The organism is Rhodococcus sp. O3, from assembly GCF_048897285.1.
In the GTDB taxonomy this organism is placed as follows: Bacteria; Actinomycetota; Actinomycetes; order Mycobacteriales; family Mycobacteriaceae; genus Rhodococcus.
In genome coordinates, this window is the sequence record NZ_JBMBTE010000065.1 from 1 (window position 1) to 20,920 (window position 20,920).

The following is a 20,920-nucleotide window of genomic DNA, read 5'->3' on the forward strand; positions in this document are numbered from 1 at the left end:
AACGCCCTGGGCGGCAAGAACCTCGACGCCACCGTCGGCCGCTGGGTCGAGCAGCACCTGGCCGACGAGAACCCGGAGCTGGTGGCGTGGCTGCGCAGCCCCGCCGGGCTCGATACCCGCCGCACCCTCGACGATCAGATCCGCCGCGCCAAGGAACTGCTCTCCGACGCCCCCTCGGCGACGATCCGGGTGGTCGGCCACGGCGCCGACCTCACCCTCACCCTCACCCGGGAGGAGTTCGAGCAGCTGATCGAACCGCAGATCAGCCGCGGCGTGCAGCTGGCCGCCACCGTGCTGCGCGAGGCCGGGGTCGACCGCGGCGGGTTGCAGGCGCTGTACCTGACCGGCGGCTCCTCCCGGATCCCCTATGTGCACCGGCGGCTGGCCGAACTCGGCCCGATCGCCACCCTCGACGACCCGAAAACCGTGGTCGCCAAGGGCGCGGCCGGGTTCGTCGCCGGCGGACGCGCCACCGACCCGATTCCGTTGCGCGACACCGAGGTGCTCGAGCGTGGCCCGGCCGGACCGGGTGGTCCCGCGCGGACGTCGCCCGGAATTCCCGGCGCCTCCTTCGCTCGGCCGTCCGCTCCCGCTGCCGCGCCGCGAAAGTCGCGCACGCCGTTGGCGCTCGCGGGTGCGGCGGTTGCCGCGGTACTCGTCGCTGCCGGTGCGTTCTTCTTCGTCGCCCGCCCGGACACGGGCTCCGCAGCCGCGGCCGCGCCGCAGTCCGGTGCCGCCGTGGTGATCAACGGCACCGAACCGCTGGACGGCTCCGCTCCGGCCGCCACGGCGGATTCGACGTTCATCAGCGAATCCACCGACGACGTGACCACTCTGCTGCCGGCAAAACTGATCACGTCGTCGACGGCGTGTGAGAAGTCCGGCTTCGCACCCGACAGCTCGGCCCTGCAGGTGCGTTGCCTGATCAACGTGAACTCGAACCTCGGCAAGACGATCGGCATGAAGGCCAACGAGTACCTGGGTGTCACCGCGTGGCGGGACGACCAGTACGCGCGTTCACACCTGATCCAGTTGCGGGACAACAAGACCGCTACCTACACCACGATCGACTCGCCGGACGGGAACCGCATCGTCGGCTACGACCCGAACAGCTCCACAGTGATATTCGAGGTGGTCGACAAGTCGCGCGGGCTGCTCATGCAGTTCTCCGCCAAGTCGGCCGATCAGGGCCTGGCCCTGCTGAAGGAACTCGGCTACCTCGGCTGACGTGCGGCTCCGCCGCCGGTGTGCCTTTGTGGCGGTCAGGGCCGCCACAAGTACACACCGGCGGAGCACCGGTCAGAAGTACACGTAGATCGGACGGAACGGGTTGGGAATCAACCGAAGTTCGTGCGCGACATTGTTCGTGTCGTACTGAACGCACTCGTGGATCTGAACGTAGTGCCCGTCGCCGCGGCACTCGATCTTCCGCGTAGCGCCGTAGGGGCTCAGGATGATCGGCTTGTAGCTGTTCTCACCGAACAGTGCGCCGGGGTCGAGGGGCGCGACGAAATAGTCGGTCCGATCGCGAACCGCGTTGAAGCCGTACGGGTCGTCCTCCGGGGCAGCCGACGCACCCGTCGCCGCCATCAGAGCACTTCCGACGACCAGCGCAGCAACAGCCAGGGTTCGAGTGAGCATGAGAAGTCCTCGTCTTTCCGTCGAGTCGGCAACCCCTGCGTACTGACAATCGAGAGTACAGACCGACCGTTACGTTCCGAGGCGGGTTGAGACGGGACAGGTCGCCGACTCGCCGAGGGTCGCGGCGCGGACGGCTACCGTGGAGATCATCGAGCGGTTCCCGTTTCACCGAAGCCGGACTTCGAGGCAGTACTCGTGACGACGCTGCAACCGACCGCCTCGTGGGCGGAGAGGACAGCCCAGCACACCGGGCTGGGCGTCTACCTGCTCGGAATCGTCGCGTTCGGCGTCTCGGCATCCCGATCGGAGACCGGCACCGGATGGGTGGTCGCCGTGGTCATCGCGGTGGGACTCACCGCACGTGGGGCGATTCTGCACCGCCCGCTGACTGCGACGCACGTGACCGCCGCGATCGTGTGTCTGCTCCTGGCATGCCTCGGATATGCCGACGGGCGTCCACACCTCGGGTTCGTCCTGGTCGTGGTGTCCGGGTGGGTGCTCGTGTGGCCCGTCCCCAGCGTCCCGCAACCCGAGGAATACCCCCGCATCGAGGCTCTCGTACAACGGACCGCGGGCGATCCGCTGGCACCGTTCGCACTGAACTCCGCCAAGTCCTACTTCTTCGACCCCTCCGGAACCGCAGCGATCGCCTATCGAACCCGCGCGGGCATCGCCGTGGTTTCCGGGGATCCGATCGGCGATGCGCGGGCATTCGGCAACCTGCCGACGCGATTCACCACCTTCGCCGAGGCACGAGGCTGGCGGGTGGCGGTTCTCGCGGCGAGCGAGCACACGGCACGGTTGTGGCAGAACCGAGTGGACGGACGCTCGCCGCTACGCGCGGTGGACATCGGGTGCGATGTCGTCGTGGACGTGACCCGCTTCTCGCTCGACGGACGGCGATTCCGGAATCTGCGGCAAGCGGTGCAGAGGAGCCGGAACGCGGGGGTGAGTACCGAGATCCTCTCCGAGCGAGACGTTTCCGCGGCACTGCGCGGGCAGTTGTTCGAGATCGTCGCCGAGACTCGCGGCGGACATCAGCGCCGGGGATTCTCGATGATTCTCGATCACCTGCTCGACGGTGTGCTTCCGGGGATGATGATCGTCGTTGCGCGCGACCGGCACGGTCGCCCGGTCGGCTTCCAGCGATACGGCACCGCGCACCACAAAAACGAGTGGAGCCTGGACGTGCCGTGGCGCAGCGCCCGGGCTCCCAACGGCACCGACGAACGGATGGTCGTCGATGTCGTCGAGCATGTCCGCCGCCGGGGTGGAACGTCGGTGTCTCTGGCCTTCGCCCCGTTTCCCCGATTGTTCTCCGACACCGGAACCGGCGTGCGACAGCGGATGCTGCGCACCACGCTGCGGCTGGGCAGCTCGGTGATCGCTCTCGAATCGCTGTACCGATACCTGCACAAGTTCCATGCCGCCGCAGGTCGTCGCTACGTCCTGTTCGGACCCCGATACGTCGTACCCGCGGCGTACGCCATGTTGGCGTCGGAGTTCGTCCCCCACCGCGAGCACAGTCCTCGTCGCGACTCTCGGCGCAGCGGCCGCAACCGGCACGGTTCGACGCCGGCAGGCCGGCGGACGCTGTCATAGGGAGACAGCGACCCTCTCGGGCCGGAGCACGCGAGTGAGGAACTCGAGCTGGTCGGCAACTACCTGCCGGTGCCATTCGCCCTGGTAGAAGTCGAAGTGGTCGACGGGGTACTCGCGCAGCTGCGCCCACCTGCCGGCCTTGTGTGCGGTGCGGCGCGCAGCGCCGGGCGGGGCGACGCGATCATCGGTGCCGACCTGCACCAGCAGCGGGCACGTCAGCCGGGAGGCGTAGGTGGTCGGGCGGTTCAGCCCGACTTCCAGGCCGGTGCGTGCGCAGACCTCGTTGCGCCAGGTGGGCCCGGCCATCGAGAGATAGGCCTCCTCGGCGCCCGGCGTGCTGATGATCGCTGTCGACCCGGGCTGCGCGACGACGGGCACGTGATAGGCCGGCCGGCCGGTGAGGGCGCGCGCCGCGTCGCGCAATCCGTGCCCTGTGGCGCGGACGAGTTGGCCGACCCCGGCGTAGCGCGCGATCTGCACGAGGGCGGCGAGCCCGTCGGTCGCCGGATTCATGGACACCACCGCCGCGACGCGCTGGTCCTGAGCGGCGACCGCGACGACGTGTCCGCCCGAGTAGGACGTGCCCCACAGCACGATTCGGCCGGGATCGACCCCGGGCAGGTGACGTGCGGTGTCGACGGCCGCGTGGTAGTCCTGCCGCTGCCGTCGGAACGCGACATCCTGACGAGGTTCCCCGGCGGAGGCGCCGAAGCCGCGGTAGTCGAACACGAAGGCGTCGATACCGGCGGCCGTGACGGCCTCGGCGAAGGCGAGCAGACCGGTGTCGCGGGTGCCGCCGAAGCCGTGCCCGAGGACGATGCAGGGACGGCCCGCCTCACCGGCAAACGTGTCGGTGCTCGCCGGTATGTGCCAGGCAGCGCAGGTGACCCCGTGGCTCGGGAACGTCAGCTCGTGTCTCATCGTCCTTCTCCCTACCCTGCGAGCACGCTCGACCGAGCGGAGGTGAATTTCAGCGCGGGATCCTCGACCGGGCCCACGCGCAGCCGTTCGACGTCGGATTCGTAGGCCATCTCGGCCGTCCACGGGCCACTGGTACCTGCCCGCGGGAACGCGGCCACGCCGCGCTGGATGTAGCCCGAACTCAGGTCGAGAAGGGGGACCCGTTCCATATCGGGATCGTCGAGTACGGGTTCGACGACGGTGTGCCCCTGTGAATCCATGTGGTCGAGCAGGCGGCAGAAGTGCTCGCAGACCAGATCGACCTTGAGCGTCCAGGCAATGTTCGTGTACCCCATGGCGAACGCGAAGTTGGGAATCCCGGAGAGCATCATGGCCTTGTAGACGGTGGTGTCCGGCAGATGCACCGGCTTTCCGTCGACGACGAGCGCGATCTTGCCCAAGGGCGACAGGTTCAGTCCGGTTGCCGTGACGATGATGTCGGCGGCCAGTTCCCGGCCCGACTCCAGCCGGATTCCGGTCTCGGTGAATCGTTCGATCCGGTCGGTGACCACCGATGCCTGACCCGACGAAATCGCCTTGAACAGATCACCGTTGGGAACCATGCACAGCCGCTGCTCCCACGGGTTGTACTGCGGGGTGAAGTGGGTGTCGACATCGAAGTGCCGAGGCAACTGGCGACGCACGTTGGCGATCAACAGTTTGCGCATCAGCTTCGGGGCGCGCATGCAGGCCTTGTAGATCCCGCGGTTGAGCATGATGTTCTTGCGCCGGACGATTCGGTACGCACGCTCGGGGCCGAGCACCGTGTTCAACGTGTTCGCGATCGCGTCCTCGGCGGGGAGCGAGAGCACATAGCTCGGTGAGCGTTGCAGCATGGTGATGTGGCCCGCTTCGGCCGCCATCGAGGGAATCAAGGTCACAGCCGTTGCGCCGCTTCCGATCACGACCACGCGTTTGCCCGCGTAGTCCAGGTCCTCGGGCCAGTGCTGCGGATGGACCACTGTCCCGGCGAAGTCCTCGACTCCGGCGAACTCGGGGGTGAATCCGGATTCGTTGTCGTAGTATCCGGTTCCCGAGAACAGGAACCGCGCGGTGAATTCGGTCAGCTCGCCTGTGGCGGAATGCCGTGCCGTCACCGCCCACAGTCCCTCCGCGGAGGAGAACTCCGCACCGAGTACCCGATAGCCGAATCGGATGTTTTCCGCCACACCGTTTTCGGCGACCGCCTCCTGCAGGTAGTCCATGATGATGTGGCCGTCGGCGATCGACTTGCGATGCGTCCAGGGCTTGAAGCCGAAACCGAAACTGGGCATGTCCGAATCGGAGCGGATGCCCGGATACCGGAACAGACTCCAGGTTCCACCGATCGTGTCGCGGCCCTCCAGAATCGCGAACGAGGTGCCCGGGCGGCGCATCTTCAGATGACAGGCAGCGCCGATCCCCGAGATTCCGGCACCGATGATCAATACGTCGAAGTGGGTGCTCACCGTCGCTGCGGGAGTGCTCCTCATCGATTCCTCCTTGTCGAACGTGATGCACTTCACGTTACGGCCGGATCCATCCGAGAGGAATGTGCCTACGCTCAGACCTTCCGGTTCGGTATGTGCGCTGGCACAATTTGCTCATGACCGGGGAATCCCCCGAGGTCATCGACCTGATGGGTGAGGTGGCCGAGGCGATGCTCGCCGAGCTCGACCAGCTGGTCGAGGCGATGGACGCCGCCGTGCTCGACCTGACCCCCACACTCGGTGCAGACCCCGCGATCGCAGCGGACATGTCGGCGAGCAACCGCGCGAACGCGCTGCGTCTGCTCACCACCCTCACCCGACGGGAAGGTGGAACCGCACCGATCGACGTCCCGCCCGAAGCGCTCGACATCGCCCGCACCGTCGCCCGACGCGGCATCGACTTCGACGTGATCTTCCAGGGCTATCGTCGCGGACAGAACGTCGCCTGGCAGCGTTACATGAAACTCGCCGCCGCGCTCGTTCCGGCGAGTCCTCTGCTGATGGACCTGCTGAACGTCTCCTCGCAACGCGTGTTCGAGTACGTCGACCACGTCGTGGCCTGCGTCCTCGCCGAAGCGCAACGGGAGCGGGAGCAGGTACTCGGGGGCGCTCTCGCACGCCGCACCGAGACCGTCCGGCTGATCCTCGACGGTGCACCGATCGACGGTTCCCGGGCGGGCGAACGACTCGGCTACGACCTCTCCCGTCGCCATACCGCGCTGGTGCTGTGGTCCCAACCGGTCGGCGAAGTCCAAGGAGCTCTGGAGTCGGCTGCCACCATCCTGGCGCGTGCCGTCGGTGCTCGCGGTCCCCTCACCCTCCCCGCCGGAACCTCCACCCTGTGGGCGTGGCTGGGTACCGAGTCCGACATCTCGTACGACGCGATGCGAAATGCCCTCGCGCAGGCTCAATCCCACATCCGGGTCGCGGTGGGCCCCACCCGGCCCGGCATCACCGGGTTCCGCCGATCCCATGCCGCCGCGGTGTCCATCCAGCGCCTGCTGGCCGGCCATTCCGGCGGCACCCGGCTCGCGCTGTACCGGGACCTGGAAGTCACCGCGTTGACCGCCCAGGATCCCGACCGCGCAAAGGAATTCGTCACCAGTACGCTCGGACCACTGGCGGCGGACACGCCTGCGGCCGCCCGTCTGCGCGAGACCCTGCGCATCTACCTCGAAGAAGCCGACAACGCCCCGCGCGCGGCGGTTCGCCTGCACACGCATCGCAACACCGTCCTGCAACGAGTTGCCCGCGCAACCGAACTGCTCGGCCACCACCCCGGCGAACACCGACTGGCACTCATGCTGGCTCTCGAACTCACCCACCAGCTCGGTCCCCGAATTCTGCAGTGAGCAGGCCGAGCTCGAACAACCGGAGATCGACGGACGCCCTGCGGGCGGCTGTCCCCGACCGATCGGAGACCCTTCGGGTCCCTGAGCTTGCTTCGGCCCCTTCCCCAACGCTGCCCGGTCGCCATGCCCCGATAGACCGTCTCGGCCAGCACTCGTAGCCCCACGTCGTGGCGGACGTGCGGCAGGTACTGGACCCGGTCGTTCGTGTCGACCCGCACGATCGGGTGCTCCACCACCAGCTGTGGAGACGAGGGTTACTGGTGCCCAGTCGGTTTCGAACCACGGGAATGGCACCCGGTTCGCAGCGTCGATGCGCTGACGTCGGACTCTGGGAGACGAGCGACGACGCCCGCCCGATGCACCACGGTTACCGGAACGGCCCGTGCCCACACCGAGGCAGACGGAAAACACCTCGAGCCCCTCGAACGGACCGCGGGTCGCGGGATCGAGGGGCTGCGTGGTCAGGACGTCGGATGTGAACCCGGGGGCCAGGTGATGTGCGGGCCGGCGCGGAAGGCGCTCGCGGCTCGTTGCTCGTGCACGCCTCTGCGGGGCGTGTGGATAGAATCCACCGTACGGTGGATGACAGTGCCTATCTGTCGTGTGCCCAGACCCCGGTCGGTGTTGGTAGCACCTTCCGGGGTCGACCTGTTTTCAGGCCGGTGCAGGGATGGTCCCATGGGCGGGGTCGAGGGTCAACTCGAACACGCGTTCGTGTCGCCGGAAAATTTCGGCTCACTCGCCCGCGTCGCGTTGCTCGGTGAACCACACCGCAATCTGGGAACGTCTGGTGAATCCGAGCTTCCCCAGAAGACGCTCGACGTGCCCCTGCGCGGTACGGAGCGAGATCGTCAGACGCTCCGCGATCTCCCTGTTCGTCAGGCCCTCGGCGACCAGACCGGCAACCTCGAGTTCCCGCTTCGTCGGGACACTTGCGAGGGGAGCCTTCGACCCGGATCCGCCGGAGTCCTCCTCGAGCGCATACGCGACCGCGCCCGTGACGCCGAGCGCTTCACCCTTCCGGCGGGCAGCCTCGAACGCCCTCGAGCTCAGCGCATCACGCGCGGCACGCTGGGTCATCTCGTGGTTCTCGGCAAGGCCGGGCACGACCACGGACGGACTTCCGATCGACTGGCTCAGGTAGTCGGCGGCCGCGGCCAGGACCACGGCGCGTTCGGCATCGCGATCCGCCATGGCGATCCAGGAGAGCGCCTGAAGGACCAGACTGATGTTGAGTCGCGGCGTGTACTTGCGCGCAATCCGAAGTGATTGCCGTAGAAGCTGTTCGGCGCGGTCGCGGTCACCCTGACGCCACACCACGACCGCCAGTGCCCATTGCGCGTACGATCTGTGCACGGACTCACCGCGGGCCTCGGTGATCTCGAGGCCGCGCTCGTAGCAGCTGATCGCCAGGTCGGTCCGACCGACGATTTCGTAGGCCAGTCCCATGCCGATGCGCGGAACAACCTGGTACAGAACGTCGTTCAGATCGGTGAAGGTCGACAGAGCGCCTTCGAACCATTCGCACGTGCGCCGAAGGTCGCCGGCGAACAGCGTGCCGTAGGCGTCGCCGAGATCGAGATACGCCAGCAGCAGGGGGTCCGTCGTCCCTTCTGCCAGCGCGCGCTCGTTCCGCATCACGATCGCCGAAGCCTCCGAGTTGCCCTGCAGCCCGGCCATCGCGCTTTCCACGAATGCCGCCTTCGCCCGGTCGACGCTCGGCTTCGCCACCGCTTGTTCCAGCATCCGGTGACACCAGCGACCGCACTCGCCGATGAGACTCCGTGAGAACCAATAGGGGAACAACGCCCCCGCCATCCGGACCCCGGCCTCGGGGTCGTCGGAGGCACAGAAGTCCAGCGCCTGCCGTATGTTCGCCAGTTCGGTGGTGAGCCGCTTCATCCAGTCGAGCTGTCGCGGGCCGATCCAGTCGGCCTCCGCGTCCCGCACCAGCTGCTCGTACCACTCGCGGTACGCCCGCCGCAGATCCGCGTGATCACCTGTCTCGGATGCCTTCTCCTGTCCGTACTCCCGGATCGTCTCGAGCATCCGGAACCGCGCGACCGGGCCGGACTGCTCGCGGATCAGGATCGACTTGTCGACGAGGTTGGACACCGCGTCGAAGACATCCTCTGCGGAGAACTCCGAGCCGCAGATGTGCTCGGCGGCATCGAGTTCGAACCCTCCGACGAACACCGACAGACGCGCCCACATCCGCTGTTCCAGCGGTGTGCACAGTTCGTAACTCCAGTCGACGCACATCCTCAGCGTCTGTTGTCGCTCGGGCGCATCCCTGCTACCCCGGGTGAGCAGCGCGTAGCGGTCGCTGAGCCGCTGCAACACCTGCTCCGGCGATATCGCCCGCAGCCCGGCGGCGGCGAGTTCGATCGACAGCGGCAGGCCTTCGAGACGACGGCAGATCTTGGCGATGGTGGCCGCGTCGTCATCTCCGGCCACGAAGCCGGGCACCGCCGCGGCTGCCCGCTCGACGAACAGCGTCATCGCGTCGTTGCGGTGTCCTCTTGCCGAGAGATTCTCGAGATCGGGGACCGGCAGCGGCGCCAGCGGCAGCACCACCTCGCCGCCGATGCCGATCCGCTCACGACTGGTCGCGAGGATCCGCAATCCCGGTCCGGCGCGCAGCAGCGACTCCGTGAGATGCGCGACGGCGTCGATCAGATGTTCACAGTTGTCGAGGACGAGCAGCACCTCCCGCTTCGCGAGGTAGTTCTCCAGGACCACCGCCAGCGGTGTGGTCGACTGATCGCGCAAGCCGATCGCACCCGCGACCACGTCGACCAGGAGGGATTCGTCGTGCAGCTCAGCCAGTTCGACGAGGAACACACCGTCGGCGAAGGCGGCGCGCATCTGATGGGCGATTCTCAGCGCGAGACGGGTCTTCCCTACCCCGCCGACCCCGACCAGCGTCACCAGACGGGCGGTCGCCAGAAGGTTCTTGGCCTTCCCCAGCTCCTCGCGGCGGTCGACGAAGCTCGTCAGCTCCAGCGGAAGGTCTCTCGTGCGTCCGGTCTGCGCCGTCGGGGGCCGGGTGGCCTCTCCCGCCGTGCTCGAGACGCGGGCAGGAGCTCCGGCACCCGCGCTCGCGGTCATGTCGTCCACGAAGAATCCGTGTGATCGTTGCGCCTCGCGAAGCCTGTCCCCCAACTCGACCACGGACGGGCGGTCGTCCGGGTCGCCGGCCATGGCGGCCCCGATCAGAGCACTGACATCGGCGGCGACCCCGTGGTCACGAGGATCCGGGACCGGCTCCGTGGCGATCCGCACGAACTGCGCCACCACCTGCTCACCGCTGCGTCGTTCGAACGCGGCATGACCGGTGGCCGCGGCGAACAGGGTGGCCCCGAGCCCGTAGACGTCGGAGGCGGTGCTCGGTGGCGCACCGTTGAACACCTCCGGTGCAGTGAACGCCGGCGAACCCGTGAGCACCCCGACGGCCGTCTGGAACTCACCCGCGACGTGAGCGATCCCGAAGTCCGTCAACGCCGGCTCTCCGTAGTCCGTGAACAGGATGTTCGCCGGCTTCACATCGCGATGAATGATGCCGACGGCGTGGGCTGCCTGGAGCGCGCCGGCCATCTTGACCCCGATCCGCAGGACATCCTCCAGTGGGAGCGGGCCCTGTCGACGAATCCGCGTCTCGAGCGAGCCCTGGGACTCGAAGGGCATCACGATGAAGGGCCGGCCGTTGGCGGTGATACCGGCCTGCAGGATGTTGACAATGTTGGGGTGACCGGTCAACCGGCCGGCGGCGCGCTGCTCACGTAGGAATCGGGCGCGGTTGTCCTCGTCCAGATCGGCCGTGAGGACCTTCACCGCGACGACGCGGTCCAGCGAGGGCTGAGTGCACCGGTAGACCACGCCGAACCCGCCGCGACCGACCTCCTGCGGATCCTCGAAACCGACGTCCTCCAGCTCCGCGGAGACCGTTCCGGCCACGCCACGTTGCGTCGCGAAGGGATCTGTATCGGCCATCGTCTACTTCGGTCCTGACCTCCGAGGGCAGCTCTGCACGGTTCGGATTTCCGCCCGTTCTCGAGCTTACGTCGGGCCGGAGCACCGGGCAGGGACTTGCCGGTCTGGGGTCCGGCCGCGTTGCCGGGCCACACCTGGGGTATCGGGGATCGATCTCCAGGACGTTCGGGCGAGGTTCCGGAGCATCTTCGTCTCGAGCAGGTAACTCGATGTCCCCTTCCGGGTCCGGGCGCACCGCAGCATTCGCCATATAGACGGTGGAGTCCGCTTCCCACGGCGGGCGCAACTCGCACCACAGAGGGCGCTTCTCACACGGTACCAGTGGATCGAGATGTCTTCTCTCGCAACGACAGCGAAGACAAGCCACTTCGTTTCCTGCGCACTGTCGGGCACCCGGAATCGGACCGTGCAACTGCGCCGCTCGGTGATGGCCCGCGCGCCGGCCACACCGCGGGGTGCCTCCCACGGCGCTGCACTCTCGAGTTCGATCCTGTTACACCACAACGCCGTCGGAGTTCGCCGTCATCGGCAGGAAATGTGAGGACAGAAGATGACACCGACAGGTCCTGAACGCACCGCAGCCGACACGCTGATCTCCGGAACGGTGATAATCGAGCGATCCGAGAACAGCGTGAGGACGTTTCTCGAGTCCGACGAAAGCAATTCGGTCACCATCGAGCGGATCGGCCCTCGGACCCATAAATGCCCCCTCGGCACCCGCGACGCCGCAGCCGTCTCCGCCCGCGTGAACGGTCGCGAACTGAAGTTGAGGATCGGTAGTGGCCGGTTGCTCAAACGCACCTTCCGCATCGTGGCCGAGTTCGACGGCCGATTCGTGAGCTTGCGTCCCAAGGACATCGAGGCGACCATCTATCTGAACGGGAAACCCCACGAGATCGAGAAGGAATTCGGCGAGTTCACCGTTCGCGCGGACGGCACTGTCGAGGTGTTCTGGGCTCTTCCGAAGAAGGTGCTGCACAAGACGGTGGAGCCTCCCGTCCCGTCGGTGGAGAAACTGCTCGTCGGCTATGCGCTTGCGTCCGCGTTCGGTACCGGGGCCCTTTCCCTGACGACGATCTTCATGGGGGCCGTGACCTCGATGATGCCCTGATGAGACGGGCTTCTTCTATCGGCTCCAGGCCGAACCGCACGAGCGAGTGACCCGCGAGCACCGATGTCATCGGCTCGTGACGAGAGTGCCTATCCACAGGCAGATCGTGGTCCGCGTCGACTCTCGATGCTCGGCGAACGAATCACCCGGTGCGAGAACCCTTGTCCCGAAGGAGAAATCGAACACCATCCCTTCGAGCAGGCTGATGAGGTCACGCGCAGCGCCCGGGGGTTCGGATGCACCGAGGGCACCCATCAGTGCGATTGCGGCGGGAAGCGAGAACAGGCACGACGCCAGACCTGCCCTGAGCTCGTCGTCGGCGGCCGCGTCGACGACGAGCGCGTATCGGGCGAGGACGTCCCTGCGTCGGTCCGTCACCAGCGTTTCGAGCTGGTCCGCGATCAGGTTCCCGGCCGCTTCGACGGTGGGCGGCCGGACGGTGGACGCGGCACTCTCGAAGTGTTCGCGGGATCGGCGCGCCAGGTGCGCGATCGCGGCCGACACCAGTGCGTGACGGGTTCGGTAGTAGTACGACGTCGAGCCCCTGGCCAGACCGAGGCGTGCATCGATGCCCTGGTGCGTGAGCGCATGGTTGCCGCCTTCGGCAGCCAGGTCCAGCGCGGCCTCGCAGATCAGCTCTCGACGGGAGCGACGTTCAGCCATATCCACCTCCATTCCACCGAGACTCTACGATGCTAGAGTTTCGAGCCATGCGTCGGACTCGCAGAGCGTCACCGCCTCGTCGTTCACTGCGCATAGACGGCGCTGCATTCGATACCGCTGCACAAGATCTGGGATTCACCCTCGACGAATCACAGCTCGAGACCGCGGCGGTCCTCGCCGCCGGCGATCGGAATCTGTATCTGTGGGGTCCCGTCGGGCGGGGCAAGAGCTGGCTGATGGCGACGTATTTCGCCGCGCTGCCGACCGACCGGAAGATGCGGGTTCACTTCCACGAGTTCTTCCGCGACCTGCATCTGGGCATCCGACGGCACGGCAACAACCTTGCTGCCGCTCTGGACGAGCTGTTGGTCGGTGTGGATCTCGTGTGCTTCGACGAGTTCCACGTCCACGACCCCGCGGACGGCAAGTTCATCGCCCGTCTCCTGCCTGCTCTTCTCGATCGGCAGATCCGGGTGATCCTGACTTCGAACTACGCGCCTCGATCCCTGATGCCCAACCCGCTGTTCCACGACGACTTCATTCCCTCGATCGAGATGATCGAGCAGTTCTTCACCGTCGTCACCGTCGACGGGCCTGTGGACTACCGCACCGTCTCCGGTCACGAGGCCGGTTTCGCCGCCGGATGGTGGGTCAGCCCCGGCACGCAGGAGCAGAGAGACCGCCTGGGACTGCACTCGCCGACTCCCGACGAACGCACAGTCCTCGCCCCGGCCGGGCATCCCGTCCCTGCCCTGCGCGCAGCGGAGGGGTGCCTCTGGGTCGACTTCGCCGACCTGTGCGAGAACACCACGGCTCCGGTCGACTACCTCGCTCTCGCACGACAATTCAGCGCCTGGGTCGTCAGCGGAGTGCCCGACCTTCGAGGCGTCGGACGTGAGCCGGCGCAACGCTTCGCCAACGTGGTCGACGTGCTGTACGACTGCGACATCACCACCGTTTTCCTCGCGACCACGCCGCTGGACGCATTCGCCGGCAGCGGCCGGTTACCCGTCGACATCGAACGAATCCGGAGCCGGCTCGGCCAGCTCGGCGAACTCACGAGCCGCCGCGTCGACGTCCCTTGGTGAGGTGTACCGGGTCGATGTCGACGTCGGACCATTGGGCAGCCATTCTCATGCTGGCCTCACGCCCGGAATGCACGTGATGGAAAGCGGATTCGGCCGCACGGTCGGGGTCGTGGTCTGCGATGGCGGCCAGCAGCTCCTCGTGCTCGCGGCACTGGACGGTGGCGTCGCGCTCCTTGGTCAGATGGAACAGCCACTGTGTCCGGGCTTCCAGCGGTTGCAGGATCGACTCGAGCAACGGGTTGGCAGCGAGATCGACGATGAGGGCGTGGAACTTCGCGTTCGCCGCGGCGATGGCCGCCTTGTCACCTCGTTCCGTCGCGTCGCGTGCTGTATCCAGTTGAGCGGCAAGAGCTGCCAGGCCCTCCTCGTCGGCGCGTTCGGCGGCCAGTCGCGCGGCGAGAACCTCGAGATTCTCGCGGACGTCGAAGAGGTCCCGGACGTCGTCGACGGTGAACGGCGAGACGATCGCGCCCTGGCGCGGCACCACGACGACCAGCCCGTCCCGTTCCAATCGCTGCATCGCTTCGCGCAGCGGAATGCGCGAGACGGCCAGCTCCTCGGCAAGATCGCGCTCGATCAGACGGGTACCCGGCGCGAGGTCCAGGCCGATGATGCGGGAGCGTAGTTCGTCATAGGCGACGTCCCGTAGCGACTTCCGACCTGCTTCGTCCACTGCGGTTGTCACGTTCGACCTCTTTCCTCTTCGTGCCTGTCACCAGCATAGACACCGAAAAATAGCGGTATACCAGTAATGGAATCCTTACCCTCGGGAAACCTGACGGAAATGGATCGCCCCCACGCTTCTCGTAACGGTATACCGCTAATCGGTATCGATGAATCGGGAGAAGCCCTATGAAGGTCACCACCGCCACCAAGGTCATGTCCGTCGCAGCCGCTGGTCTTCTGACAGTGGGACTGAGCGCGTGCGGAACTTCTGATGCGGACTCGTCCGACGGAGTCCTGTCCGTCGGCGTCTTCCTGCCCGGATCGATCAACGACACGGGATTCATGCAGTCGGGATTCGCGGGCGTGGAACGCATCCAGGCCGAATACGGGGACAGGATCGACGTCAGTTATGTCGAGCAGGTCGCCGCCGCCGACTATCAGCAGGCGCTGCAGCGCTTCGCCTCGCAGAACGATCTGGTGATCTCGGTCGGTGGGCAGACCGACGCCGACCTGCGCGCGGTCGCCCCGCAGTTCCCCGACGTCAAGTTCGTGGAGATCGGCGGGCCCGCCGACGCCGAACCGTTGCCGAACCTGGCGTACTACGACCCGCAGCAGGCCGAGGCCGAATTCCTGTCCGGTGCCGTCGCCGCGATGTCGTCGAAGAACGGGACGGTCGGGTTCGTCGGCGGGGTGGAGCTGCCGGCGATCGTGAACGCCGCCAGCGCATTCGGCAACGGCGCTCGGTTCGTCCGGCCGGACGTCAAGGTCCTCGCACCGCAGTACGTCGGTGACTTCAACGACCCGGCCAAGGCCAAGCAGGCCGCCGGTGCCGTCTATGCCGGTGGTGCCGACGTACTCGGTCAGATCGTCAACCTCGGCAAGCAGGGCATCGAGCAGGCCGCGAGGGAATCGGGCAACCGATTCAACGGCGGACCCATCCCGGGCGACTGCGCGAACGCCGTCTACGCCGGTTTCGTGCGCACCGATATCGGCACCGAAATCGAGTATGCGGTGTCCTCGGTGCTCGACGGCACGTGGACGGCCGCGCAGGTTCCGTTCGGCGTGACGACCGACAAGGGCGGCAGCGAGTTCATCGTGTGCTCGACCGATCCGGCTGTCGTCGGGGCCTTGTCCGATGCGGAGGCAGCGATCGTCGCGGGCGCGGTCCAGCCCTACTGACGGGCGGAAGCCGAACGAGAGGCGATGACGATGACCACCACTACCGCGCTGCTGTCAATGAACGGGATCGGGAAGTCGTTCGGCACGGTGCGCGCCCTGGATGCTGTGACGCTGACCGTGAAACCGGGTTCCGTGCACTGCATCCTGGGAGAGAACGGCGCCGGGAAATCGACCCTGTGCAACACCATCTACGGCACCGTCTCCCCCGATATCGGCAGCATGACCCTGGCCGGCGCCGACTATCGGCCACGCAATCCGTCGGACGCCCTGCAGGCAGGGGTGGCGATGGTGCATCAGCACTTCTCGCTGATCCCCACGATGACCGTCGCCGACAATCTGCTGCTGGGGCGCGACGGCTTCCGCCCGCCGCGGGGCCGGCTGTCGGACGACCTCGACCGCATCGCAGACAACTACGGTCTGAGTGTCGATCCGAAGGCCACGGTCGGCGAGCTGACCGTCGGGGCCCGCCAGCGAGTGGAGATCGTCAAGGCCCTGCTGCGTGACCCCCGGCTGATCCTGCTCGACGAACCGACCGCAGTGCTCGATCCCTCCGAGATCGACGCACTGATCGCCACGTGCGTCGCCCTTGCCGCGGACGGCAAGTCGGTCGTCCTCATCACCCACAAACTCGGTGAAGTCGCCCGCGCCGCCGACGAGGCCACCGTCCTGCGCGGAGGCACCGTCGTCGGTGGAGGACGGCTCGCGGACGTGCCACTGTCCTCGCTACTGAAACTGATGCTCGGCGACAAGGAACCGATCCGCCCCGCCGCCGGCCCACGACGGCGCCGCGAAACCCACAGCGACGACGATGCCGTCCTCCGGGTGAGCGGCCTCGACGTCACCCGCCCGGACGGCAGTACCGCACTGTCGGACGTGGAGTTGAGCATCGGACGCGGCGAGATCGTGGGTATCGCAGGCGTCGAGGGCAACGGACAGTCCGAACTGACCGCCGTGCTGTCGGGGTCGCTGACCGCCGACAGCGGCACGGTGACACTCGACGGCACGGATATCACCGGCGCGTCGCCGGCACAACGGACCGCCGCGGGCATGGCGGTGATTCCCGAGGACCGGCACGCCGAAGGGATGATCGGTGACCTGTCGATCGCCGAGAACCTCGCGATGCCCCGACTGCGGCAGTACCGACGGTGGGGGCTGCTCGATCGGACCCGGATGCGCGCCGACGCCGCCGCCGCGATCGCCGAATACTCGATCAGGGCCTCCGATCCGGACGCGCCGATCGGTTCCCTGTCCGGCGGCAACCAGCAGAAGGTCGTGCTCGCCCGCGAATTGTCCACTGCCGGACTGCGCGTCGTGGTCGCCGCGCAACCCACCCGGGGCCTGGACGCCGGTGCGGTCGCGTTCGTGCTGGACCGATTGCGCGACGCGGCCGACAACGGTGCCGCGGTCCTGATCACCTCCAGCGAAATCGACGAACTGCTGACCGTGTGCGACCGGATCGTCGTGGCCTACCGCGGCACACTACTGGGATCGGTGCGCACCGACTCCCCCACTGCCGCAACCGATATCGGCGCCCTCATGACCGGAGTCCCCGCATGACCCTCCCCACCACGCCCGACCGCGGCCCGCGGTTGCGCCTCCTGCAGTCGATACAACATCTGCACCTGCGCCACCCGCTGGTGATCGCCCTCGCCGCCCTGGCCGTATCGACCGTCGCGGGTCTGGCCCTGGCGGCCACCGCCGGAGCCGACCCCGCAACGGTCGTCGACGCGCTCGTCGACGGAACCCTGGGATCGCCGTTCGCGATCGGAACCTCGCTCAACAACGCCGCGCTCCTGATGCTGGTGGCAGCCGGATTCACCGTCGCCTACCGGGCCGGGCTCGTCAACGTCGGCGGTGAAGGCCAGATCTGCCTGGGCGGTATCGCCGCCACCGCAGTCGGCGTCTCGATCCCCGATTCGGTGCCGGTGCCCCTCGGTCTCGCCGCTGCTCTGCTCGCCGCCGTCCTCGCCGGTGCGGGTTGGGCGGGGATCGCGGCCTGGCTACGGATCCGACGCGGCACCAGCGAGATCATCACCACCCTGTTGCTGAACTTCGTCGGCCTGGCGTTGGTGGTGCTCATGGTCCAGGAGCCGTCGCTGCTGCGCCAGCCGATGACGTCCTCGGAGACCTTGCCCCAGTCCGAACCGCTGGCGGTCTCCGCGCGCCTTCCGCTGCTGGGCCTGGACAAGAACCCCGCCACGATCGCGATCGTGATCGCCGTGATCTCGGTGATCGCGGTGGGAATCATGCTGCGCCACACGATCACCGGACTCCGGCTGCGGAGCGTGGGACTGTCCGGTACCGCCTCCGCCCGATTCGGTGTCCCCGTCGATCGCACCGCGTTCCTCGGGCTCGCCGCGGCGGGCGGCTTCTCCGGCCTGGCCGGCGGGCTGCTCGTCGCCTCCGCGCCGTTCGTCCTCGCCGACGGATTCTCCTCCGGATTCGGGTTCAGCGGACTGGTCGTCGGACTCCTCGCTCGTGGATCGATGACCGCTGTCATCGCGGTCTCCACACTGTTCGGCTTCCTGGTCTCCGGCGGTATCAACCTCCAGCTCGCCGCCGGAGTACCCGCTTCCACGATCACCGTCGTCCAGAGCCTGCTGATCATCCTCATCGCCGGTGCCGCATGGTGGACGAGCACCGCCAAGCCCCGACGCAAGTCCCGTCCCGAGGTCCACACCGAAGCCCCCGCCAGGGAGGTGCTCGTATGAACACCGCAATGATCACCGAAGTACTCACGGGCGGAGTGGCATTCGCCATTCCCCTGCTGCTCGCAGCCACCGGCGAGTCGATCTCCGGACGCGCCGGGGTGCTCAACCTGAGCATGGAGGGAATGATGCTCACCGGTGCGTTCGCCGGCGTGCTCGCCTCGGTGAGCACCGGATCGGCAGTGCTCGGTGCGGTGGCCGGCATCGTCGCGGGCCTGATCTTCGGTCTTGCGCAAGCGCTGCTGAGCGTGCGGCTTCGTGCCGACCAGATCGTCGTCGGTGTCGCGGCCAACGCCCTCGCCCTCGGCCTCACCACCTTCGGGGCGCGGATCCTGCTCGACGCCGGAAAGGGCCAGAGCGTGCCCGCCTTCGCCGACGTCCGGATTCCGGTCCTGAGCGAACTGCCGATCATCGGGCCCGCGGTGTTCGGGCAAACCCTCCTCGGCTACTTCTGCCTGGCGGTCATCGCAGCACTGGCAGTGATCTTCTCCCGCCGCACGATGCCCGGTATCAGGATCGATGCAGTCGGTGAAGACGCGACGTCTGCGGGCTGGACCGGGCTGGCCGTCAATCGAATCCGTGTCGCCGGGGTGCTCATCGCATCCGCAGCCGGTGGCCTGGCCGGCGCTCACCTCGCGCTCTCGGAGGTCCGCTCGTTCAGCGAGAACATGACTGCGGGCATGGGCTATCTCGCCGTCGTGGCCGTGATCGCGGGTCGATGGAAGGTGTCCGGAATACTTTGGGCTGCATTGTTCTTCGGTGTGGCCCGGGCAATGCAGTTCGCGCTCCCCGCAATCGGGGTGAACATCCCCTACGCCGTGCTCGTGATGCTGCCCTACCTCATCGCGATCGTCGCGGTCAGCGGCTTCGTGGGTGGACGGAAAGCACCGTCCTGCCTCACCGTCCCCTACGTCGGCCGTGTCTGAACATCAATCCGAGAGGCAGATAAGCAGATGACCCTCGTCCTCACCCATTCCGACATCGAGGCCCTGATCGACCGGCACGCCGTCTACGACGCCGTCGAACGCGCCCACGCCGATCTGTCCGCCGGCACCGCATGCAATCCGGCACCGGCGGTCCTCCCCCTCGAACAGGGCGGGACGGTCCTGCCGATGGCCGCAGTCGCGACCCGACAGCGAGCGAGCTCGGTGAAAGTGCTGTCCGACATGCCGTTCAACCGTGCTGCCGGTCGACCCACCCAGCGCTCGACCATCCTGTTGATGTCGGATCGGACCGGTGAATGCGAAGCGGTCCTCGACGGACGGCTCATCACCGCCGTCCGCACGGCCGCTGCGAGCGCCGTCGCCACCGCACACCTCGCGCGGGATTCGGGCACGACCCTGGGCTTGATCGGTGCCGGCACGCTCGCCGTCGAACACACTCGCGCGATCGCTCGCGTCCGGCCGATCGACAAGGTGTCGGTCTGGTCCCGCAGCGCCGCGACCGTCGAAGAGTTCCGTTGTCGTGTCCACGACCTGGACCTGCACGTCGAACACGCCGAATCGCCGCGCGACGTTCTGTCGGCCGCCGACATCGTCTGCACAATGACACCGTCGAAGGATCCGATCGTCCACGGCGCATGGTTCCGGCCGGGCCTGCACCTGAACGCCGTGGGGGCACCCCCACGCGCCGATCACCGTGAGATCGACGGTATCGGAATGGGTTCGGCCCGACTCGTCGTCGACAGTCGCCCCACCGCACTGACGAAGTCCGGTGACGTCCTGCTCGCCATCGGCGAAGGACACCTCACCGAGGACGCGGTAACCGTCGAACTCGGCGACGTCGTCCTCGATCCCGGACTCGGCCGGCGCAGCGACGAGGACATCACCCTCTTCAACTCCGTGGGCATCGGCCTGCAGGATCTCGTGACCGCCCGCATCCTCGTCGACGCCGCACTCGCCGCCGACATCGGAACCAGAGTAGAGATGAGCGCATGACCGTTCCCGCACCCGAGTCCCGCTTCCTCGCACGCAGCCTCGAACTCGCCGCAGAAGCAGCAGTTTCGGGCAACCGCCCGTTCGGTGCCGTCCTGGTCGCAGCCACCGGCGAGGTGCTCGCCGAAGGTCTCAACGAAGTCGCCTCCTCCGGCGACATCACGGCACATGCCGAACTCGTCGCGATCCGCCGGGCAACCGCCGGCGGGCACGTCGACCGATTCGTCGGCGCCACGATGTACGCGAGCGGCGAGCCCTGTCCCATGTGCGCCGCAGCGTGCGTCTGGGCCGGTTTCACCCGGATCGTGTTCGCCGCGTCGACCGAAGGGTTCTCGACCATCCTCCCCGAGGGTCCTCATTTCACCCTCGGGTGCGCAGAGCTCGTCGCGGCGACCGATGCGGAAGTCATCGTCGTCGGACCGGTTCATGAGAAGGAAGCACTCGAGGTCATGCGCACGGCGGTCTCGATTCCGATCCCCGACGCGATTCGGAAGCCGCCCACGCTGTAGCGCGAGCGAATTCGCAATCACCGCGTCGATTCTCGGATGAGAGAT

The 20,920-nt window shown here is 67.3% G+C and carries 17 protein-coding genes; 11 read left to right on the forward strand and 6 right to left on the reverse strand.

The window, feature by feature from the left end; translation table 11 throughout:
* Nucleotides 1–1,227: Hsp70 family protein (locus ACN675_RS18110; RefSeq protein ID WP_420752152.1), on the forward strand; the 1,227-nt coding region annotated here is incomplete at its 5' end.
* A gap of 72 nt (nucleotides 1,228–1,299) precedes the next feature.
* On the opposite strand, the gene ACN675_RS18115 is transcribed toward ACN675_RS18110, so the two are convergent.
* Nucleotides 1,300–1,641, reverse strand: coding sequence for a hypothetical protein (locus ACN675_RS18115; RefSeq protein ID WP_420752153.1), 342 nt, complete (start codon nucleotides 1,639–1,641; stop codon nucleotides 1,300–1,302).
* 195 nt (nucleotides 1,642–1,836) lie between these two features.
* Between ACN675_RS18115 and ACN675_RS18120 the strand changes: the two genes are divergently transcribed.
* The gene (locus ACN675_RS18120) at nucleotides 1,837–3,243 is read left to right on the forward strand and encodes a bifunctional lysylphosphatidylglycerol flippase/synthetase MprF (RefSeq protein WP_420752154.1); all 1,407 of its coding nucleotides are present in this window, start codon (nucleotides 1,837–1,839) and stop codon (nucleotides 3,241–3,243) included.
* On the opposite strand, the gene ACN675_RS18125 is transcribed toward ACN675_RS18120, so the two are convergent.
* Nucleotides 3,238–4,164 carry an alpha/beta hydrolase gene (locus tag ACN675_RS18125; RefSeq protein ID WP_420752155.1) on the reverse strand — a complete coding sequence of 309 codons (927 nt, stop codon included), beginning with the start codon at nucleotides 4,162–4,164 and terminating at the stop codon, nucleotides 3,238–3,240. The two genes, ACN675_RS18120 and ACN675_RS18125, sit on opposite strands and share 6 nt — an antisense overlap.
* A gap of 11 nt (nucleotides 4,165–4,175) precedes the next feature.
* Complete coding sequence (locus tag ACN675_RS18130; protein ID WP_420752156.1) at nucleotides 4,176–5,675, reverse strand: flavin-containing monooxygenase; 1,500 nt, start codon at nucleotides 5,673–5,675, stop codon at nucleotides 4,176–4,178.
* A gap of 113 nt (nucleotides 5,676–5,788) precedes the next feature.
* Between ACN675_RS18130 and ACN675_RS18135 the strand changes: the two genes are divergently transcribed.
* Nucleotides 5,789–7,024 carry a PucR family transcriptional regulator gene (locus ACN675_RS18135; protein ID WP_420752157.1) on the forward strand — a complete coding sequence of 412 codons (1,236 nt, stop codon included), beginning with the start codon at nucleotides 5,789–5,791 and terminating at the stop codon, nucleotides 7,022–7,024.
* A 735-nt stretch (nucleotides 7,025–7,759) separates the two neighbouring features.
* Here the strand turns inward: ACN675_RS18135 and ACN675_RS18140 are convergent.
* Nucleotides 7,760–11,017, reverse strand: a complete 3,258-nt coding sequence (locus ACN675_RS18140) for a protein kinase domain-containing protein (protein WP_420752158.1) — start codon at nucleotides 11,015–11,017, stop codon at nucleotides 7,760–7,762.
* Nucleotides 11,018–11,567: 550 nt separating this feature from the next.
* Here ACN675_RS18140 and ACN675_RS18145 point away from each other — a divergent pair.
* Nucleotides 11,568–12,128 carry a hypothetical protein gene (locus ACN675_RS18145; RefSeq protein ID WP_420752159.1) on the forward strand — a complete coding sequence of 187 codons (561 nt, stop codon included), beginning with the start codon at nucleotides 11,568–11,570 and terminating at the stop codon, nucleotides 12,126–12,128.
* 66 nt (nucleotides 12,129–12,194) lie between these two features.
* On the opposite strand, the gene ACN675_RS18150 is transcribed toward ACN675_RS18145, so the two are convergent.
* Entirely contained in the window at nucleotides 12,195–12,791 is a 597-nt protein-coding gene (locus ACN675_RS18150) for a TetR/AcrR family transcriptional regulator (RefSeq protein WP_420752160.1), read from the reverse strand.
* Nucleotides 12,792–12,838: 47 nt separating this feature from the next.
* Between ACN675_RS18150 and zapE the strand changes: the two genes are divergently transcribed.
* Nucleotides 12,839–13,879, forward strand: coding sequence for a cell division protein ZapE (zapE, locus tag ACN675_RS18155; protein WP_420752161.1), 1,041 nt, complete (start codon nucleotides 12,839–12,841; stop codon nucleotides 13,877–13,879).
* Here the strand turns inward: zapE and ACN675_RS18160 are convergent.
* Nucleotides 13,848–14,564: a GntR family transcriptional regulator gene (locus ACN675_RS18160; RefSeq protein WP_420752162.1), complete on the reverse strand. Its 717-nt coding sequence runs from the start codon at nucleotides 14,562–14,564 to the stop codon at nucleotides 13,848–13,850. The two genes, zapE and ACN675_RS18160, sit on opposite strands and share 32 nt — an antisense overlap.
* Nucleotides 14,565–14,731: 167 nt before the next feature.
* Here ACN675_RS18160 and ACN675_RS18165 point away from each other — a divergent pair, with 167 nt between their 5' ends.
* The 6 genes from ACN675_RS18165 to ACN675_RS18190 are packed head-to-tail and all read left to right on the forward strand — an operon-like array spanning nucleotide 14,732 to nucleotide 20,875.
* Nucleotides 14,732–15,724, forward strand: a complete 993-nt coding sequence (locus tag ACN675_RS18165) for a BMP family protein (RefSeq protein ID WP_420752163.1) — start codon at nucleotides 14,732–14,734, stop codon at nucleotides 15,722–15,724.
* 30 nt (nucleotides 15,725–15,754) lie between these two features.
* The gene (locus tag ACN675_RS18170; protein ID WP_420752164.1) at nucleotides 15,755–17,281 is read left to right on the forward strand and encodes an ABC transporter ATP-binding protein; all 1,527 of its coding nucleotides are present in this window, start codon (nucleotides 15,755–15,757) and stop codon (nucleotides 17,279–17,281) included.
* Nucleotides 17,278–18,435, forward strand: coding sequence for an ABC transporter permease (locus ACN675_RS18175; protein WP_420752165.1), 1,158 nt, complete (start codon nucleotides 17,278–17,280; stop codon nucleotides 18,433–18,435). The genes ACN675_RS18170 and ACN675_RS18175 overlap by 4 nt, the downstream gene beginning before the upstream one ends.
* Complete coding sequence (locus ACN675_RS18180) at nucleotides 18,432–19,358, forward strand: ABC transporter permease (protein WP_420752166.1); 927 nt, start codon at nucleotides 18,432–18,434, stop codon at nucleotides 19,356–19,358. Before ACN675_RS18175 ends, ACN675_RS18180 begins: the two co-directional genes overlap by 4 nt.
* 27 nt (nucleotides 19,359–19,385) lie before the next feature.
* Nucleotides 19,386–20,369, forward strand: a complete 984-nt coding sequence (locus ACN675_RS18185; protein WP_420752167.1) for an ornithine cyclodeaminase family protein — start codon at nucleotides 19,386–19,388, stop codon at nucleotides 20,367–20,369.
* Nucleotides 20,366–20,875 (forward strand): nucleoside deaminase, encoded by a 510-nt coding sequence (locus tag ACN675_RS18190; RefSeq protein WP_420752168.1) that lies wholly within the window; start codon nucleotides 20,366–20,368, stop codon nucleotides 20,873–20,875. Before ACN675_RS18185 ends, ACN675_RS18190 begins: the two co-directional genes overlap by 4 nt.
* Nucleotides 20,876–20,920: the final 45 nt, after the last annotated feature.

What these genes read in the sequence shown, in the direction of transcription:
- ACN675_RS18115 (WP_420752153.1), bottom strand. Translation starts at nt 1,641, where the DNA reads ATGCTCACTCGAACCCTGGCTGTTGCTGCGCTGGTCGTCGGAAGTGCT.
- ACN675_RS18125 (WP_420752155.1), bottom strand. Translation starts at nt 4,164, where the DNA reads ATGAGACACGAGCTGACGTTCCCGAGCCACGGGGTCACCTGCGCTGCC.
- ACN675_RS18130 (WP_420752156.1), bottom strand. Translation starts at nt 5,675, where the DNA reads ATGAGGAGCACTCCCGCAGCGACGGTGAGCACCCACTTCGACGTATTG.
- ACN675_RS18135 (WP_420752157.1), top strand. Translation starts at nt 5,789, where the DNA reads ATGACCGGGGAATCCCCCGAGGTCATCGACCTGATGGGTGAGGTGGCC.
- ACN675_RS18140 (WP_420752158.1), bottom strand. Translation starts at nt 11,017, where the DNA reads ATGGCCGATACAGATCCCTTCGCGACGCAACGTGGCGTGGCCGGAACG.
- ACN675_RS18145 (WP_420752159.1), top strand. Translation starts at nt 11,568, where the DNA reads ATGACACCGACAGGTCCTGAACGCACCGCAGCCGACACGCTGATCTCC.
- ACN675_RS18150 (WP_420752160.1), bottom strand. Translation starts at nt 12,791, where the DNA reads ATGGCTGAACGTCGCTCCCGTCGAGAGCTGATCTGCGAGGCCGCGCTG.
- zapE (WP_420752161.1), top strand. Translation starts at nt 12,839, where the DNA reads ATGCGTCGGACTCGCAGAGCGTCACCGCCTCGTCGTTCACTGCGCATA.
- ACN675_RS18165 (WP_420752163.1), top strand. Translation starts at nt 14,732, where the DNA reads ATGAAGGTCACCACCGCCACCAAGGTCATGTCCGTCGCAGCCGCTGGT.
- ACN675_RS18170 (WP_420752164.1), top strand. Translation starts at nt 15,755, where the DNA reads ATGACCACCACTACCGCGCTGCTGTCAATGAACGGGATCGGGAAGTCG.
- ACN675_RS18175 (WP_420752165.1), top strand. Translation starts at nt 17,278, where the DNA reads ATGACCCTCCCCACCACGCCCGACCGCGGCCCGCGGTTGCGCCTCCTG.
- ACN675_RS18180 (WP_420752166.1), top strand. Translation starts at nt 18,432, where the DNA reads ATGAACACCGCAATGATCACCGAAGTACTCACGGGCGGAGTGGCATTC.
- ACN675_RS18185 (WP_420752167.1), top strand. Translation starts at nt 19,386, where the DNA reads ATGACCCTCGTCCTCACCCATTCCGACATCGAGGCCCTGATCGACCGG.
- ACN675_RS18190 (WP_420752168.1), top strand. Translation starts at nt 20,366, where the DNA reads ATGACCGTTCCCGCACCCGAGTCCCGCTTCCTCGCACGCAGCCTCGAA.